This is a genomic window from Allobosea sp. P4_H5 (genome assembly GCF_056400825.1).
The window spans coordinates 86,099-102,217 of record NZ_JBFUKM010000008.1; the positions used below are offsets into that span (position 1 = coordinate 86,099).

Genomic DNA, 16,119 nt, shown 5'->3' on the forward strand with positions numbered 1-16,119 from the left:
CGAGTCAATAAACACAGGGCGCGCCGCCGTGGTCATCACCGTCTCCCTTCCGCCTTTCCTCGGCCGATCAGAGGCTGCTGCTTTCCGTAATCAGCTCCTCGTCGCGTTGGAGCAGAAGGAGAGCATCGCGGTCGAATGCGCCGAGGCCGGGCCGTTCCCGAGCGTGTGGATCCAGCTCCTGCATTCGGCTGCCAGCAGCGCCAAGGCGCGCGGCCTCAGCGTCACGCTCAAGGCGGCCTCGGACGAGTGCCGCCAGTCTTTTCAAGCGATCGGGTTCGACCCGGCGCAAAGCGCTCTCGTTCTGGAGTGATCCCGCGATGAAGATTCTCGCGATCGACGATACCAAGACTCTGCTCAGCCTGCTCAGCATGACGTTGCGGAATGCCGGCCACGAGGTGGCGGAGGCGGAGAACGGCGAAGAGGGGCTGGCTCGCTTCGACCAGTTCAAGCCCGACCTTGTCATCACCGATCTCAACATGCCGATCATGGACGGCATCGAGTTCACGCGCGCCTGCCGCGCGCGTCCGGCCGGCCAGAACACCCCGATCATCGTGCTGACCACCGAGAACGGCGCCGAGATCAAGGCGGAAGGCCGCCGGGCCGGCGCCAGCGCCTGGATGGTCAAGCCGTTCGAGCCAAACACCCTGCTCGGCCTCGTCGCGCGCTACCAGAACTGAGGCGGCCTATGGATCCCCTGGCGGAACTCAAGCAGACCTTCTTCCAGGAGTGCGAGGAGCTCCTCGGCGCGCTGGAGCAGAAACTCCAGGCGCTCGACGAAGGCTCGACCGATTCCGAGGACGTCAACGCCGCCTTCCGCGCCATCCACTCGATCAAGGGTGGTGCCGGCGCCTTCGGCTGCACCGAGCTCGTCGGCTTCGCCCATGTTTTCGAGGCGGCGCTCGACCATCTCCGCTCGGGCCGCGTCGCGCTGGCGGATGCGCCCTTCACCCTGTTCCTGCGCTGCTCGGATGCCGTCGCGGATCTGGTCGCCGCTGCCCGCAACGACGAGGTTGCGCCGGTTCGCCCCGACCTTCTCGCTGCGCTCGAACAGGTCGGCCAGGCCAAGGCTGCTCCTGTCGCGCCTCCAGCTGCTCCCGCGGCTCCTGCGGCCGATGCCCCCGTCGGCATCGCTGCGCTCGGCAACCTGCTCGCCATGGTCGACGCCAAGATGGGCGCTCCCGCAGCGCCAGCCGCGGCCAATGACGGCTGGGACGATGACGAGCCCGTCGCCGCCCAGCCCGTTCGCAAGCCCGGTCACGACGTCCGTATCAAGATCACGCCGGAAGCCGACCTGTTCCGCCGTGTGATCGAGCCGCGCGTCGCGATCGGCATCCTGCCGGCGGAGGAGATCGTCTCGGTCGCCTGCGACCTCAGCCATGTGCCGGCGCTCGAGACGCTCGACGTCACCGACTGCCATATGCGCTTCACGGTGATGATGCGCACCGAGCTCAGCGCCGACGAGATCGTCGCGAAGTTCGACTTCACCCTCGCCAACGAGGAGTTCGAGGTCGAGGTTCTGCCGGAGGCGGAAGCTGCGCCGGAGCCCGTGGCCGCGGCGGCTCCTGCTGCCGCTCCCGAAGTGCCCCAGAATGTCGCCGCCGACCTGTCGGCGATCCTTGCCCGGCTCGGGCCGGCAGCCGACGCCGCGCCGCAGCCCGATATCCAGCCCGCCGCTGCTCCGGTTGCTGCTGCGCCTGCAATCGCGACTGCTCCGGCGGCGGCACGCGCGGCTGCGCGGCCTGTCTCCAACGAGGCCGCCGCGCGCCAGCGCCAGGCGGTCAGCGTCCGCGTCGATCTCGATCGCATCGACCGGCTGATGAACCTGGTCGGCGAGATCGTCATCACCCAGTCGATGCTGGTCGAATGCGTGCGCTCGCTACCCTATGACGTCTACGCCAAGACCGCCGAGGGGATCCTGACTCTATCGCGCCAGACGCGTGAGTTGCAGGACCATGTCATGGCGGTGCGCGCCCAGCCGGTGAAGGCGGTGTTCCAGCGCATGCCGCGCCTGGTGCGCGAGCTCGCCCAGACGCTTGGCAAGGAAGTGAAGCTCGTCCTCGAAGGCGAGAACACCGAGGTCGACAAGACGATCATCGAGGAACTGGCCGATCCGCTCACCCACATGATCCGCAACTCGATGGATCACGGCGTCGAGACGCCGGAGGAGCGCATCGCCGCCGGCAAGAACCCGGAAGGCACGATCAGGCTGATCGCAGAGCATCGCGCCGGCCGCATCGTCATCTCGGTGACCGATGACGGGCGCGGCATCGGTCGCGACCGGCTGCTGGCCAAGGCGAAATCCCGCGGTCTCGTCGGTGCCGACGAGAAGCTTGCGCCGGAAGAGATCGACCAGCTGATCTTCGCCGCCGGCCTGTCGACGGCGGACGCCGTCAGCGACATCTCGGGCCGCGGCGTCGGCATGGACGTGGTGCGCAGGAATGTCGAATCGCTCGGCGGCCGTATCAGCGTCGATTCCGAGCCCGGCCGCGGCTGCAAGTTCACGCTCGCTTTGCCGCTGACGCTCGCCGTGCTCGAAGGCATGGTGATCCGCTGCGGCGACGACCGCTACGTCATCCCGATCGCCAGCGTGATCGAGACGCAGCACCTCGCCAACACGCCGATCGAACACCTGACCTTCGGCCAGGAAGTGCTGCGCTGGCGCGGCGAAATTACGCCGCTCCACCGGCTCGGGGCCGTGATGGGCTCGGCCGGCACGCGCGACGAGAACATCATCATCATCGCGGAGACCGAGCGCGGCGGCAATGTCGGCATCGCCGTCGACGAGATTGTCGGGCAGCAGCAGGTCGTGGTGAAGAGCCTCGAGTCGAATTACGGCACGGTCAACGGCGCCTCCGCCGCGACCATTCTGGGCGACGGCCTCGTCGCGCTCATTCTCGATGTCGACTCGATGTTGCGCTTGGCCGCATCGGGTGTCCGCCAACCCGTTCCCGAACTCAAACTGGCTGGATGAACCATGTCCCTGCAGCTCAGCGAAAAGCACTTCACCTCGGCGCAGCCTGAGTCCGCAGCGCGCCGGATCGTCACCTTCCGGGTCGGCGACCGCACCTTCGGCATCGATGTCGGCATGGTCCGCGAGATCAAGGGCTGGCAGGCGACGACGCCGCTGCCGCATGCGGCCCCGCATGTGCGCGGTGTCCTCAACCTGCGCGGCGTGATCCTGGCGGTCTACGATCTGCGCACCGCGATCGGCCTCGGCTCCACCGAAGCCACTGCGACCCATGTGATCGTCGTCGTCGATGTCGAGGACAAGACCGCTGGCCTGCTGGTCGACTCGGTTTCGGACATCGTCGATGTGCCGGTCAGCGCAGTCAGGCCGGCGCCGGATCTGGAGCGCGACGAGCATGGGCTGATCGAAGGCCTCGTCCTGCTCGACACCGAGATCGTCGCTTTGCTCGACCTCGCCGCGGTGATCCGCGACGGCGGTGACAATCAGGACAAGCAACTGCGCGTCGCCTGAGCGTCCATCGGCCTTGCCCGGTAAGCGCCCAGCCGGAATGCCGAATGATGGCCAGGAACGCCTGAGAGACAAAAAGAACCGATGACTCAGCTGGGCGCCTTCTCGAAACTCTCGGTCAAGCTGCCGGCTCTGTTCGCTGGCGGCGCCGCCGTTTCGGGCGGGCTCGTCGCATTCGCGGTCCAGCAGAGCGCGGCTGCCCGGCTTGGCGCCCTCGGTCTGTCCAGCCCGCAGGTCGAGGTGGCCCTGTCGGGTTTCGCAAGCACGGCCTTGCCGTTCGGTGTCGCCGGCGTCGCTCTTGCCGCCGGTCTCGGCTGGCTCGTGGCCCGTTCGCTGGCGCGGCCGATGATGGCGATGCGCGAAGGCATGGAGAAGCTCTCGGAGGGCGCACCCGGCGCCGCGCCGGAGCTCGCCCGCCGCGACGAGATCGGCCAGCTCTCGCGGGCTCTGCGCCAGGTGCAGGAAAGCTCGGTCGAGGCCGGGCGGATTCGGGCGGCCCTCGACGGCTGCCGCACCGCGATCATGGTCTGCGATGCGAACGGTCGGATCGTCTACGTCAACAAGTCGCTGCTCAAATTCTTCAGCGAGGCGCAGGAGGATTTCCGCGCTGCCTTCCCCGGCGTCTCGGCCAAGGACATGCTCGGCAAGGTGCTGGAGCTGTTCGCCGGCCCGCAAGGCATTCCCGAAGCGCGCGCGATGCGCGTCGCGCTCGGCCGGCGCATGGTCGGCCTGACGCTGACGATCACGACGCAGCCCGATGGCCAGAGGCTCGGCTCGACGATCGAATGGCGCGAGCTGACCGAGGAGTTGCGGGCCGCCGACGAGGTCGCGGCCGTCGTCGCCGCCGCGGCGGAGGGCGATTTCTCCCGGCGCGTCCCGCTTGCCGGCAAGCCCGAGGCGCTGCAGCGCATCGCCACGGGCGTCAACGAGATCAACGCGATCGTCGAGGCCGCTACCGACGAGTTCGCCGCCGTGCTGGCCGGCCTCAGCGAGGGGGACCTGACGGGCCGTATCGATGGCGCCTATGACGGGCGGCTCGGCGAGCTGAAGGCCGGGCTCAACCAGACATTGGCGCGGCTGACGCAGACCGTTTCCGGCATCCAGTTGGCAGCCGCCCATGTCGCGGCGACGGCCGTCGAGATCAAGGCGGGCGCGGTCGATCTGGCCGGGCGCACCGAGCAATCGGCCGCGGGCCTCGAAGAGACGGCCGAGACCACCGGCCAGCTCGCGGCCTCGATCACGCAGAGCGCCGGCCGCTCGCGCGCCGCGACCGAGCTTGCCGGCGAGGCGATGGCGGTTGCCGGCAGCGGGCAGCAGGTCGTCGCCGAGACGATCGCGGCGATCGGGCAGATGGAGCAGTCCTCGGCGCGGATCGCCGAGATCGTCACCGTGATCGACGGCATCGCCTTCCAGACCAACCTGCTGGCGCTGAACGCCGCGGTCGAAGCTGCCCGCGCCGGTGAGGCCGGGAAGGGCTTCGCCGTGGTTGCGAGCGAGGTGCGCACTTTGGCGCAACGCTCGGCCACGGCCGCCAAGGACATCAAGGGCGTGATCGCCAACTCCAACGCGCAAGTCGCCGAAGGCGTGCGCCTGGTGCGCCGGACCGGCGAGACGCTCGGCAAGATCGTCACGGCGGTCGAGCAGGTCTCAGCGACGGTGTCGGAGATCTCGCAGGCGAGTGCCGGCCAGGCCGGCGACATTGCCGCGATGAGCCGTTCCGTCGCGGCGATGGACGAGGCGACGCAGCAGAACGCGGCGCTGGCCGAGCAGAGCGCTGGCGCCGCAGCGAGCCTCGCCGAGCAGACACAGGCGCTGCGCGAGCTCGCCGACGTCTTCCGCTTCGAGCGGCCGATGGCTCATGCACGATCGCTGCAGGCAGAATCGCTCGGCCTGCGCCAGCCCGCCGGCGTCCAGACCGAGCCGCGGCGCCAGCCGGGCCGCCAGGACCATCATCGTTCCACCGACCGCCCCGCCACTCCGCGCCGCCGTGTCGCCGGTGGCGGCCGGATGGATGAGTGGGTCGAGTCCTAAGCCGCGCCACAGAGTCAGAGCATGCTTGCCCCGCAACCTGTCCAGTCAGACACCACGCTCAGCCGGGACGATATGGCCCTGGTGGCCAAGCTGGTCTACGAGCACGCCGGCATCGTCATCCGCGAGCATAAGGAGGCGATGGCGCGCGGCCGGCTGGCGCGGCGCGTCAAGGTGCTCGGCCTCGGTTCGATCGCGGAATATTGCGCTTATCTGCGCACGCCGTCGGCGAGCGACGAGATTCCCGAGCTGATCAACGCGGTCACCACCAACCACACCGCCTTCTTCCGCGAGCGCCACCATTTCGACCATCTGCGCAAGGACGTGCTGCCGCGCCTGATCCAGGAGCGGGCAGGGCGGCGCGGGCGCATCCGGATCTGGTCGGCGGCCTGCTCATCGGGCGAGGAGCCCTACAGCGCCGCCGCAATCTCGCGCGACGTGATCGGCCATCGCAGCGACCTCGACTTCAAGATCCTCGCGACCGACATCGACACCGACATCCTCGACCGGGCCGCGGCGGGGCAATATCCGGCCGAGCAGTTCGACCGGCTGCCGGCGGACTTACGCCCTCTGCTCAGGCTGGAAAGCCAGAGTTCCCGCGGCGAGGCCCGCATCGCCGAGGATCTGAAGCGGCTTATCGCCTTCAAGCGGCTCAACCTGATCGAGCGCTGGCCGATGAAGGGGCCGTTCGACGTGATCTTCTGCCGCAACGTCTTCATCTACTTCGATACGCCGACCAAGGCCGCGATCCTCGACCGCTATGTCGCCCTGCTGCAGCCGGGCGGCTTCCTCTATCTCGGCCATTCCGAATCCCTGCCGCAGCCGCATCCCCAGCTCAGGCTGATCGGCCGCACCATCTACGAGCGCACACCATGAGCCTGACCCGATCCTCGCGGCGCTATTTCGATCCGCGCTTCGAAGCGACCATCATCACGGTCGCGCCGGGTGAGCACGAGATCACCTCGGCCAAGGACGAGATCGTCGCCACCGTGCTCGGCTCCTGCGTCTCGGTCTGCATGCGCGACCCGCAGATCGGCGTCGGCGGGCTCAACCATTTCCTGCTGCCGAAGAATAATGGCGGTACCGACACCAGCGCCGGCGAGCGCTATGGCGACACTGCAATGGAAGTGCTGATCAACGGGCTGCTCAAGCGCGGAGCCAGGCGCGGCCAGCTCGAGGCCAAGGTCTTCGGCGGCGCGCGCGTGCTCTCCGGCGCCACCATGCTGGCGATCGGCGAGGGCAACATCATCTTCGTCAATGAGTTCCTCGCCCGCGAGGGCATTCCGGTGGTATCCAGGGATGTCGGCGGCACCCGTTCGCGCCGCATCCACTACCAGCCCGCGACCGGGCGCGCCTGGGTCCAGCACGTCCAGCAGGCGGCGCGCGATCCCGAGCGCGAGCAGGAGATGGCCTACCTCAACCGCCTCAAGACCCAGCCGGTGGCTGGTGAAGTGGAGATCTGGTGATGAGCCCGCTGACCTCGTCCGCCGGCCCGGTGAAGGTCCTCGTCGTCGACGATTCCGTGCTAATGCAGAAGTTGATGACGCAAATCATCAACTCGACGCCCGGCTTCCAGGTGATCGGCGTCGCCGGCAGCGCCGAGGAGGGCTGGGATGCGATCCAGGACCTGCGGCCCGACATCCTGACGCTCGATCTCGAACTGCCCGGCCGGCACGGCCTCAAGCTGCTGGCGCGGGTGCTGAAGCAGGACCCGCTGCCGGTGCTGATCGTCTCGGCGTTCGGCGGGCCGGGTGCCGACAACACCATCCAGGCGCTGGAGCTCGGCGCGATCGACTTCATCGAGAAGCCGGACGGGTCAACGCATACGCTCGAAGGCTTCATGAAGCATGTCGCCGCGGCGCTGCAGCGCGCCTCGGCCAGCCGGCGCCTGATGGCGGCTGCGAAGGAAATGGTCACGCAGCAGCGGCCACAGAGCGCTCCGGCCCGACCCGTCGCGGTGCATATGCCAGCCAATCACGGCAAGGTCTCGCTGATCGCGATCGGCGCCTCGACCGGCGGCGTGCCGGCGGTGCAGACCGTGATGCGCGATGCCGCGCATTTGCGCGTGCCGATCGCCGTGGTGCAGCACATGCCGGCGGGCTACACCGCCAAGTTCGCCGCGCGGCTCTCGGCCGCGACCGGGCTCGACGTGCGCGAGGCGGCCGATGGCGAGCGGCTTCGGCCAGGCATGGCGGTCGTGGCGCCGGGCGGCCCGAAGCATCTCGAGATCGAGGAGCGCCGCGGCGAACTGATCTGCCATCTCAAGGAAGCGCCGCTGGTCAGCGGGCACTGCCCCTCGGTCGACGTGATGTTCCATTCGGTCGCCCGCGCGCTCGGGGCGCAGGCGCTCGGCGTGCTGCTCACCGGTATGGGCCGCGATGGTGCTGACGGTTTGTTAGCCATGCGCAAAGCCGGCGCTGCGACGTTAATCCAAAGTGGCGAGACCTGTGTGGTAAACGGGATGCCGAAAGCCGCGTTCGAGTTGGGCGCCGCCGAACGGGTCGTACCGCTCGACCAGATCGGAGGCGCCATCGCGGGACTGCTGGGCGAACGCCCGCAGCAGCGCACCGCATAGATCATCGCGCGTCCGAACGGACGCGGTCACGATGATCTATCGCATTGTTATCGCATCGGATTTTTCCGAAAAGTGGATTCCACTTTTCGGTCCGATGCATAAGGAGAGTTGCCATGTCAAAGGCGAGAAGCGACTACCGCATCCTCGTGGTCGACGACCAGAAGAGCATGCGTGGCCTTGCCACCTATTTCCTCAAGCAGATCGAGTTCCAGGACATCGACGAGGCGGAGAACGCCCGCGAGGCCCTGATGAAGATGCAGACCAAGCGCTATGATCTGCTGCTGCTCGACTGGAACATGGACGGGATGAGCGGCATCGACCTTCTGCGCGCCATCCGCTCGGTGCCGGAGCTTAACCAGATCAAGATCATCATGGCGACTTCGGAGCGCTCGGTCGACAAGATGGACGAGGCGACCAGCAACGGTGCCGACCATTATGTCGTGAAGCCCTATGAGCTGCGCGATCTCGAAGTGCGCGTGAAGAAGGTGCTGGCCTGCTGAGCGGCCAGCGACCTCGGCGAATGATCGACGCCCCGGCCCGTGCCGGGGCGTTTTTCGTTGACGAGGATCGGCCGCGTAAGCCCTCCCCCCCACTTGCGGTGGGGAGGGTTGGGTGGGGGGCAGTGCCGCTGGCGCTTCGCTGAAAGACGTCCCGCGGCCTGCTTTCCAGCCCCCCATCCCTAACCCTTCCCCACCGCAGGCGGGGGGAAGGGAAAAGACCGCTCGCGGATATCTTACTTTGCGAGTAGGCTCCGCCGGCCGTAGCCTCGCAACATCGCGGAGCTTGCCCATGCGTTTCCATCGCCGCCAGATCCTCGCCTTGCTCGCGCTCGCACCGGCTGCCCCGGCGCTCGCCGCGCAGGGCGAAGCCAATGCCTACGCCTTTAGCTTCGACCGGGCGGAAGGCGGGCGCATCCCGCTCTCGGCCTATCGCGGCAAGCCGATCCTGATCGTCAACACGGCGACGCAATGCGGGCTGGCCGGGCAGTTCGCCGGACTGGAGCAGCTCTGGGAACGCTATCGCGAGCGCGGCCTGATCCTGATCGCGGTGCCGAGCAATGATTTCGGCGGGCAAGAGCCGCTCGATGGCGCGGCGATCGCCGAAGCGGTCCGCCAGAGCCATGGCGCGAACTATCCGATCACCCAGAAGAATGTGGTGCGCGGCCCGGATGCGCATCCGTTCTATCGCTGGGCCGCCAATCAGCGCCCGAGCGAATTGCCGAGCTGGAACTTCCACAAATACCTGATCGGCCGCGACGGCAGCCTGGTTGGCAGCTTCAGCTCGCGGCTGGACCCGCTCTCGCCGGAGCTGATCCGCGCGATCGGGCAGGAATTGGAGAAAAGCTGAGTTCGGACAGCAGGGCAGGTTGATCCGGTATGGAGCGTGCGGTCATCCTGGCCGCAGCGAAGCGCTCTTGCTGAGAACGGGTGTAGCCTCGCTGCGCGCTTAGATGCCCCTCGATGCGGACGCGCTCGATCCGCGGCGTCAGATCGAAATGCCGCATTTGCTCATCTGCTCGTTCCTGTAGCCGATGGCTGCCTTGCTGGTGCCGGCTGGCGCCCTGAATTTGCCGTGCCTGTTCTGCGTGGCGTAGGTCGCAAAGACCGATGCGTAGCATTTGCGGTCCGAAAAACCGCGCTTCTTGGCGCTTGCGATCCCGGTTTTATAGGCGGATCTGGCCGCCTCGGCTGGTATGGTGGCGATGAGGAAGACCGCGATTGCGGCCAGCAGCGCGGAGCGCTTGATCATCGGGAATCCCCTTAAGGCCAGAGCGAGGCAAAATCGCCGGCTCGGCGAGGCTATGGCGTTCTGTTCTCGCCGTATCCCCCCAAATGGGGAACAGTCACGTCAATCGGGGCCGCACACGGTCTCAACTGCGCGCGTAGATGTCCTCGATGCGGACGATGTCATCCTCGCCCGTGTAACTGCCGACCTGGACCTCGATCAGCTCCAGGCCGATCTTGCCGGGATTCTTCAGCCGGTGCGTGCAGCCGATCGGCAGGTAGACCGACTCGTTCTCGTGGACGAAGCGGACGGTGTCGTCGAGCGTGACCTCGGCGGTGCCGCGAACCACGACCCAGTGCTCGGCGCGGTGGAAATGCTTCTGCAGGCTGAGCTGGCCGCCTTCCTTGACGTGGATGTGCTTGACCTGGAAGCGGGCGCCGATGTCGATGCGCTGATACCAGCCCCAGGGCCGGTAGATGCGCAAATGCTCGCTGGCCTCCGGGCGCCCATCAGCCTTCATCTGCTCGACGAGGGTCTTGACCTTGCCGGCCGCTGCCATCGAGGCGACGAGCACGGCGTCGCGGGTCGAGACCACGACGACGTCGTCGAGCCCGACCACGGTCGTCAGCACCTCCTCGCTGCGGATCAGCGAGCGGCGGGTGTCGAGTGCCACCGCCGGACCCTCCAGCACGTTGCCGTCGCCGTCCTGCGGCTTGATCGCATGGATCGAATCCCAGGAGCCGACGTCCGACCAGTCGAAGGAGGCGGCGAGCATGCCGGCATGGGCGGTGCGCTCCATCACGGCATAGTCGATCGAGATCTTGGTGGCCTTGCCGAAGCTCTCGGGATCGAGCCGCAGGAAGTCGAGGTCGCGCGTGGCCTTCTCGACCGCGGCTTCGGCCGCCGAGAGCACGGTGGGGGCATGGCGCGAGAGCTCGTCGCGCATGGTCTTGGCCGAGAACAGGAAATTGCCGCTGTTCCAGAGATAGCCTTCGGCGACGTATTTTTCGGCGACATCGAGCTTCGGCTTCTCGACGAAGCGGGAGAGGCGGCTGGCGCCAGGCTCGGGCAGGGCCTCGCCGGGAGCGAGATAGCCATAGGCCGTCGAGGGATGCGTCGGCTTGATGCCGAGCGTCATGATCAGGCCGGTCGCGGCCAGGCGTGCGGCGCGCTTGCAGTCGTGGCGGAAGGCTTCGGCATCGCTCACGACATGGTCGGAGGCGAGCGCGACGCAGACCGCCTCGGGGTCGCGCTTGCCGGCCATGACCGTGCCGACCGCGATGGCCGCGGCGGAATCGCGCCGCTCGGGCTCCAGCACGATCTCGCCCTTGATGCCGAGCGCCAGCATCTGCTCGGCGACGATGAAGCGGAAATCATTGTTGGTGATGACGATCGGCGCGCCGAAGGCCGGATCGACGAGGCGCTGCAGCGTCGCCTGGAAGGTCGAGAGGCCATCATCCAGCAGCGCGATGAACTGCTTCGGCATGGTGTCGCGCGAGAGCGGCCAGAGGCGGGTGCCGGAGCCGCCGGCCATGACGAGGGGAACGATCTTTGCAGTCATATCGAACTTCCGGCGGGAACTGGTCCGTCTAGTCCTACAGCAGTGAAGCTACCATCCGATAAACGCTCATAAGGAGAGGCGGGTGGTATCGGTCGAGGTATTGTTCACCCTTTCGGCTTCTGCCCCGGCCGGAACGCGACGATGATCGCCGGGTCGGTCTCGAGATAAGGGCCCTCGATCAGGTCGATGCAGTAGGGGATCGCCGGCATCACCGCGTCCAGGCATTCGGCGATGGCGCGCGGGCGGCCGGGCAGATTGACGATCAGCGACCTGCCGCGAATGCCGGCGAGCTGGCGCGAGAGGATCGCGGTCGGCACCTTGGCGAGGCTGACCTGGCGCATCAACTCACCGAAGCCGGGCATCAGCTTGTCGATCACATCTTCGGTCGCTTCCGGCGTGACGTCGCGCGGGGCCGGGCCGGTGCCGCCGGTGGTGACGATCAGGCAGCAGCCCTCCTTGTCGGCGAGCTCGGTCAGCGTCTGCGCGATGCCGGCGCGCTCGTCGGGGATGACGCGCGTGACCGCCTGCCAGGGGCTGGCCAATGCCTTGGCGAAGTAGTCGAGGATGGCCGGGCCGCCCTCGTCGGCATAGACGCCGGCCGAGGCGCGGTCGGAAACGGTGACGATGCCGATCTTCGCGAGGGATGCCATGGCTAGTCCTCAGAGGCGGTAGAAATCGCGATACCAGCGCACCATCCGCCCGATGCCGTCGGCGAGCGGCGTGTGCGGACGGAAGCCGACGGCCGCCTCCAGCGCCGAGACATCGGCAGCGGTGCGCAGCACGTCGCCGGGCTGGCGCGGCTTCATCTCCATCACCGCCTTCCTGCCGAGCGCCTGCTCGATCGTGGCGATGAACTCCATCAGCGGCACGGGGTCCGAGTTGCCGATATTGTAGAGCCGCCACGGGGCGGAGGAGGTCGCGGGACCGGGCTCGTCGCTCGACCAGGCCGGATCGGGTGCTGCGACGTTGTCGAGTACGCGCACCACACCTTCGACGATATCGTCGACATAGGTGAAGTCGCGCTCGTGCTTGCCTTCGTTGAAGACCTCGATCGGCTCGCCGGCCAGGATCTTCCGGGTGAAGATCATCGGCGCCATGTCGGGCCGGCCCCAGGGGCCGTAGACCGTGAAGAAGCGCAGGCCCGTGGTCGGCAGCCCATAGAGATGGCTGTAGGCATGGGCCATGCCCTCGTTCGCCTTCTTGGTCGCGGCATAGAGGCTGACCGGGTGGTCGACATTGTCCTCGACGCGGAAGGGCGTGCGGGTGTTGGCGCCATAGACCGAGCTCGACGAGGCGTAGACGAGGTGCTCGACGCCATTGCGGCGGCAGCCCTCCAGCACATGGCCGAAGCCGGCGAGGTTGGAATCGAGATAGGCCTGCGGGTTCTCGATCGAGAAGCGCACGCCCGCCTGGGCGCCGAGATGGACGACGCGCTCGAAACGCCCTTCGGCAAAGAGCCTGGCCATGCCGTCGCGATCGGCGAGATCGAGCTTTTCGAAGCTGAAGCGATTGTGGCCGTCGAGGCGGGCGAGCCGTGCCTGTTTCAGGGCGGGATCGTAATAGTCGTTGAGATTGTCGGTGCCGACGACCTCGTCGCCGCGCTCGAGCAGAACTCGGGCTGTCTCGTTGCCGATGAAGCCGGCCGCCCCCGTCACCAGAACGCGCATGATCCTCCTCGCGCCAGTCGCGGCGTCAGGGTTACGTCTATCGAGCAGCTTGCTGTCCCGGTCAACGCGGGCTGCGGTCGCGCCAGTGTCTTAGCCGCATGCGCGCTGCCGCGGCGAGCTTGGGCAGGGCGGCGGAGTGGCCGGCGAGCGCGACGATCGCATTCGCCATCTCCTGCCGCTCGCCCCAGGGATAGGCAGACGGATCGACCCGGTCGCCGGCGCCGCTGTCGAGCCGGAAGGGGTGGTTCGCGGCGAAATCGGCGCGCAGCATCGCGATGGCGAGCGCCCGCCCGGGCGAGAGCCGGGCCTTGCCCTCGTCATAGGCGATCTTGAGGAAATGCGACTGGCCGGCGAGGTCGAGCAGCAGGCCGCCGGCGATGGGCTGGTCGTCCAGCCGGAGCAGGTCGATGCGGATGGCGTCGGCGGCGGCGAAGTTCCTGACGATCTCGCGGATATAGGCGCTGTGCTGCGGCAGGCTGGCGAGTGCGGTGCCGCCACGGCCTTTCCAGCCGGCGGCTTCCAGAGCCAGGAACGCCTCCAGCGCGACGACGGCGTCAGCGCCGCGATGGCGCTGGTAAGCGAGGGCGCCGGCCTTCTCCAGCTGGCGATGCTGCTGCATCCGCTTCTTGTAGCCCTGGCCGAGGGCGCGGCGCAGATAGCGCTCCGCATCGTCGCCGGGCTCGGGGGCCAGCATCGGCCGTTGCCAGCGCTCGAAGGTTGCGATGCTGCCGCCGGTTGCGGCCAGCGCGGCTTCGAGCGCGGCGAAGATGCCGCCCGACATGGGCAGCAGCGGCAGTTTCAGGACCTTCGGGAGGTCGGATGCGTCGATGATGGCCAGGATCAGGGCAGCGGCGGCGTCATTCGCGCGCTCGCGATCGAGCACCGGGGCCGAGGAGACCTCATAGAGCGGTACCAGTGGCGCTTCGAGGACAGTGGTGAGACCCGTGCGGAGGCTGCGGGTGCGGCGCAGCGCCCAGAGGCCGAGCAGGCGTTCGTCGTCTTGCTCCTGTGCTGCGAGCACGACGATGTCGTCGCTTGCGATGCCGAAGCTCACGGCGGCTGCGACGGCTGCCGGAGCCATATGCAGATTGGGCGCCTCGGCGCGCCGGCAGAGATCGGCGAAGGCTTCGGCGTAAGCAGCGCCATAGGTCCCGGCCGGCAGGCGGCGGACCGCGATCGAAGCGGTCATGGGCGCGATGGGCCACCACGGCGACGTAGGCCGAGCACGAAGGCGATCACCTGTGCGGTGGCGAGATAGAGCTCCTCGGGGATGCTGTCTTCGAGCTCGACCGCCGAGAGCGCCTGCGCCAGGGCTGCGTTCTGCTCGATGGCGATGTCGTGCTCGCGCGCGGTCTCGACGATCTTCTGCGCGACGACGCCATGGCCCTTGGCGGTGACGCGCGGCGCGCCCTGGCCGTCATATTCGAGCGCGACGGCGAGCGGCAGCGGCTGCGATTGGCTCATGAGCGGCGGTCCAGGAACTGGCCGGCCGCCGCCTTGGCTTGCTGGGGGTGGCCAGTGAAGACCTCGAACTCGGCGCTGTCGAAGCGGGACCGGAGCAGCGAGGTCTCCAGATCGGGCGTCGCCTGGCGCAGCAGGCGGCTGGTGTCCTCGCGCTCGGCCCAGAAGGAGACGCCGATGGCGCGACCCTGCAAGGTGACCACGCCTTGGAGCGCGCCGAGCGGCTCGACATCGATTGCGAAGCGCACGCGCCAGAGCGGGGCATCGGGCGTCGCCGAGCCGGATTGCGGCGGGTCGCGCTCGATCTCCAGCGGCAGCACGGCGGTGCCGCTCGGCAAAGCGAGCGGGATTTCGGTGAGCCAGCGCGCCGGCGGCTGCTGGTCGAGCCGCGCGGCTTCCTGCGGCAGCGAGGCGTATTGGGCGAGCGCGATGCGATCGAGCGCCGCTTCGGCCTGGCCGAACAGGGCCTGTGCGATCGCGGCAGGGCGGGCGGCGCTGGTGAGGCTCGGCTCGGCGGCCGGCTGCGGCGTCAGCAGGCCGTCGCGCGGCGGGGCAGGACGGCTCTTGGCCTGTGTCGATGCGGCGGTGTCCTGCTCCGGCGTGTTCCGGGTGGCCGGGCGCCCGGGCTGCGGCGCAGCTTCGCTAGCGGCTTCGCCGGGCAGCGGTAATTTCGCTGCCGTCGCGCCTTCGACGGCCGGTTTCAGCAGGTCGCGCAGGCTCTGCAGCGCCGCCTTCAGGTCGGTCTGCGGTGTCGGTGCTTCTCCTGCTGCCTGCCTGGCTTCGAGGAAAACACCAGAACGGGCGATGGCAGCCTTCAGCGTCTCGGCTGTGACGGGCCGGGCCTCGGCGGTCGGCAGACGTTGGGCGAGGATCTGGTCGACCAGCGTCATCAATGGCTTCGGCAAGGTCAGCGCGACCGAGCCCTGCGCCAGGCTGCCGAGATTGGCGAAGAGCGGGGCGAGGCTGTCCTGCCGCCCGAGCGCCGCGCCGAGCAGGGGGCCGGCGATCGCGCGAGGCGAGGCGGGCGCAGTCTGCGGGGCGACTGGCGCCGTGCTGGTGGCGGTTGTGCGGCCGGCCTGCAAGGCAAGGGCGGCCGTCGATTGCTGCGCGGTAGCGGGGGGAACGCTTGCGGAGGTCGCCGTCTGTGCTTGCTGCGGCGTTGACGGCGTGGTGCCGGCCGTCTGTTGCGCGGGCGCTGCCGGAGCGTTCGGGCTATTTGCTGGAGCCGGGCGAACGCCCACCAGCGTCGCCTGCAACGGAGCTCCCGGCTCTGCGGGCGCGGCGAGCTTTAGCATCAGGCTGGCGCCCGGTTGCAGCGCCGCCTGCCTGGCCTCGGGGCCGGCGAGCACGAGCGCGACCTTGACGCCGTTGACCAGGGCTGTGGCGCTGCCATCAGGGTCGAGCGCGACGAGCTTGGCTTCGACCGTCTTGCCGGCGGCAAGGCCGCCATTACCGGTCATCGTCGCGAGCAGGGTCGCGAGATTCTGGCTCTTGATGAGCGCCGCGAGTTGCGCCGGATCAGACGGGATGGCTGCCATCCAAGAAGCCTGGCACGAAATGTTAAGGATTCTCTTGCGCCGGGCAGCGTTGCGTCAGCCGCGCTGGTGCGAGCGCCGGCTCTGCGGCA

Annotated in this window: 17 protein-coding genes; 10 read left to right on the forward strand and 7 right to left on the reverse strand. The window is 68.2% G+C overall.

Annotated features, from left to right (window positions below):
• Positions 1-28: 28 nt before the first annotated feature.
• The 10 genes from AC1DS0_RS17725 (at position 29) to AC1DS0_RS17770 (ending at position 9,425) form a co-directional block, all read left to right on the forward strand.
• Positions 29-310 (forward strand): STAS domain-containing protein, encoded by a 282-nt coding sequence (locus tag AC1DS0_RS17725; protein ID WP_159650080.1) that lies wholly within the window; start codon positions 29-31, stop codon positions 308-310.
• 7 nt (positions 311-317) lie between these two features.
• The gene (locus tag AC1DS0_RS17730) at positions 318-677 is read left to right on the forward strand and encodes a response regulator (RefSeq protein ID WP_152012417.1); all 360 of its coding nucleotides are present in this window, start codon (positions 318-320) and stop codon (positions 675-677) included.
• A gap of 8 nt (positions 678-685) precedes the next feature.
• Positions 686-2,971 (forward strand): chemotaxis protein CheA, encoded by a 2,286-nt coding sequence (locus AC1DS0_RS17735; RefSeq protein ID WP_476815610.1) that lies wholly within the window; start codon positions 686-688, stop codon positions 2,969-2,971.
• Positions 2,972-2,974: 3 nt separating this feature from the next.
• Positions 2,975-3,478, forward strand: coding sequence for a chemotaxis protein CheW (locus tag AC1DS0_RS17740; RefSeq protein WP_057190852.1), 504 nt, complete (start codon positions 2,975-2,977; stop codon positions 3,476-3,478).
• Between the two features lie 81 nt (positions 3,479-3,559).
• Entirely contained in the window at positions 3,560-5,506 is a 1,947-nt protein-coding gene (locus tag AC1DS0_RS17745) for a methyl-accepting chemotaxis protein (protein WP_476815611.1), read from the forward strand.
• Positions 5,507-5,527: 21 nt separating this feature from the next.
• Positions 5,528-6,379: a CheR family methyltransferase gene (locus AC1DS0_RS17750; protein ID WP_476815612.1), complete on the forward strand. Its 852-nt coding sequence runs from the start codon at positions 5,528-5,530 to the stop codon at positions 6,377-6,379.
• A complete protein-coding gene (locus AC1DS0_RS17755; RefSeq protein WP_476815613.1) occupies positions 6,376-6,969 on the forward strand; it encodes a chemoreceptor glutamine deamidase CheD in 594 nt (197 codons plus the stop codon). Before AC1DS0_RS17750 ends, AC1DS0_RS17755 begins: the two co-directional genes overlap by 4 nt.
• On the forward strand, positions 6,969-8,078 hold the full coding sequence (gene cheB, locus AC1DS0_RS17760; RefSeq protein WP_476815614.1) for a chemotaxis-specific protein-glutamate methyltransferase CheB: 1,110 nt from the start codon (positions 6,969-6,971) through the stop codon (positions 8,076-8,078). Before AC1DS0_RS17755 ends, cheB begins: the two co-directional genes overlap by 1 nt.
• 113 nt (positions 8,079-8,191) lie before the next feature.
• Positions 8,192-8,578 carry a response regulator gene (locus AC1DS0_RS17765; RefSeq protein ID WP_057190857.1) on the forward strand — a complete coding sequence of 129 codons (387 nt, stop codon included), beginning with the start codon at positions 8,192-8,194 and terminating at the stop codon, positions 8,576-8,578.
• A 289-nt stretch (positions 8,579-8,867) separates the two neighbouring features.
• A complete protein-coding gene (locus AC1DS0_RS17770) occupies positions 8,868-9,425 on the forward strand; it encodes a glutathione peroxidase (protein WP_476815615.1) in 558 nt (185 codons plus the stop codon).
• 138 nt (positions 9,426-9,563) lie between these two features.
• Here AC1DS0_RS17770 and AC1DS0_RS17775 read toward each other — a convergent pair whose 3' ends face one another.
• The 7 genes from AC1DS0_RS17775 to fliK all read right to left on the reverse strand — a co-directional run bounded on the left by AC1DS0_RS17775 (position 9,564) and on the right by fliK (position 16,030).
• Complete coding sequence (locus AC1DS0_RS17775; RefSeq protein WP_476815616.1) at positions 9,564-9,827, reverse strand: hypothetical protein; 264 nt, start codon at positions 9,825-9,827, stop codon at positions 9,564-9,566.
• 121 nt (positions 9,828-9,948) lie between these two features.
• Positions 9,949-11,364 carry a mannose-1-phosphate guanylyltransferase/mannose-6-phosphate isomerase gene (locus AC1DS0_RS17780; RefSeq protein WP_476815617.1) on the reverse strand — a complete coding sequence of 472 codons (1,416 nt, stop codon included), beginning with the start codon at positions 11,362-11,364 and terminating at the stop codon, positions 9,949-9,951.
• Positions 11,365-11,468: 104 nt separating this feature from the next.
• A complete protein-coding gene (mog, locus tag AC1DS0_RS17785; protein WP_476815618.1) occupies positions 11,469-12,014 on the reverse strand; it encodes a molybdopterin adenylyltransferase in 546 nt (181 codons plus the stop codon).
• A gap of 9 nt (positions 12,015-12,023) precedes the next feature.
• Entirely contained in the window at positions 12,024-13,031 is a 1,008-nt protein-coding gene (locus tag AC1DS0_RS17790; RefSeq protein WP_476815619.1) for an NAD-dependent epimerase, read from the reverse strand.
• 61 nt (positions 13,032-13,092) lie between these two features.
• Positions 13,093-14,220: a GNAT family N-acetyltransferase gene (locus AC1DS0_RS17795; RefSeq protein ID WP_476815620.1), complete on the reverse strand. Its 1,128-nt coding sequence runs from the start codon at positions 14,218-14,220 to the stop codon at positions 13,093-13,095.
• Positions 14,217-14,495, reverse strand: coding sequence for an EscU/YscU/HrcU family type III secretion system export apparatus switch protein (locus AC1DS0_RS17800; protein WP_476815621.1), 279 nt, complete (start codon positions 14,493-14,495; stop codon positions 14,217-14,219). The genes AC1DS0_RS17795 and AC1DS0_RS17800 overlap by 4 nt, the downstream gene beginning before the upstream one ends.
• Positions 14,492-16,030: a flagellar hook-length control protein FliK gene (gene fliK, locus AC1DS0_RS17805; RefSeq protein WP_476815622.1), complete on the reverse strand. Its 1,539-nt coding sequence runs from the start codon at positions 16,028-16,030 to the stop codon at positions 14,492-14,494. The genes AC1DS0_RS17800 and fliK overlap by 4 nt, the downstream gene beginning before the upstream one ends.
• Between the last annotated feature and the right edge of the window lie 89 nt (positions 16,031-16,119).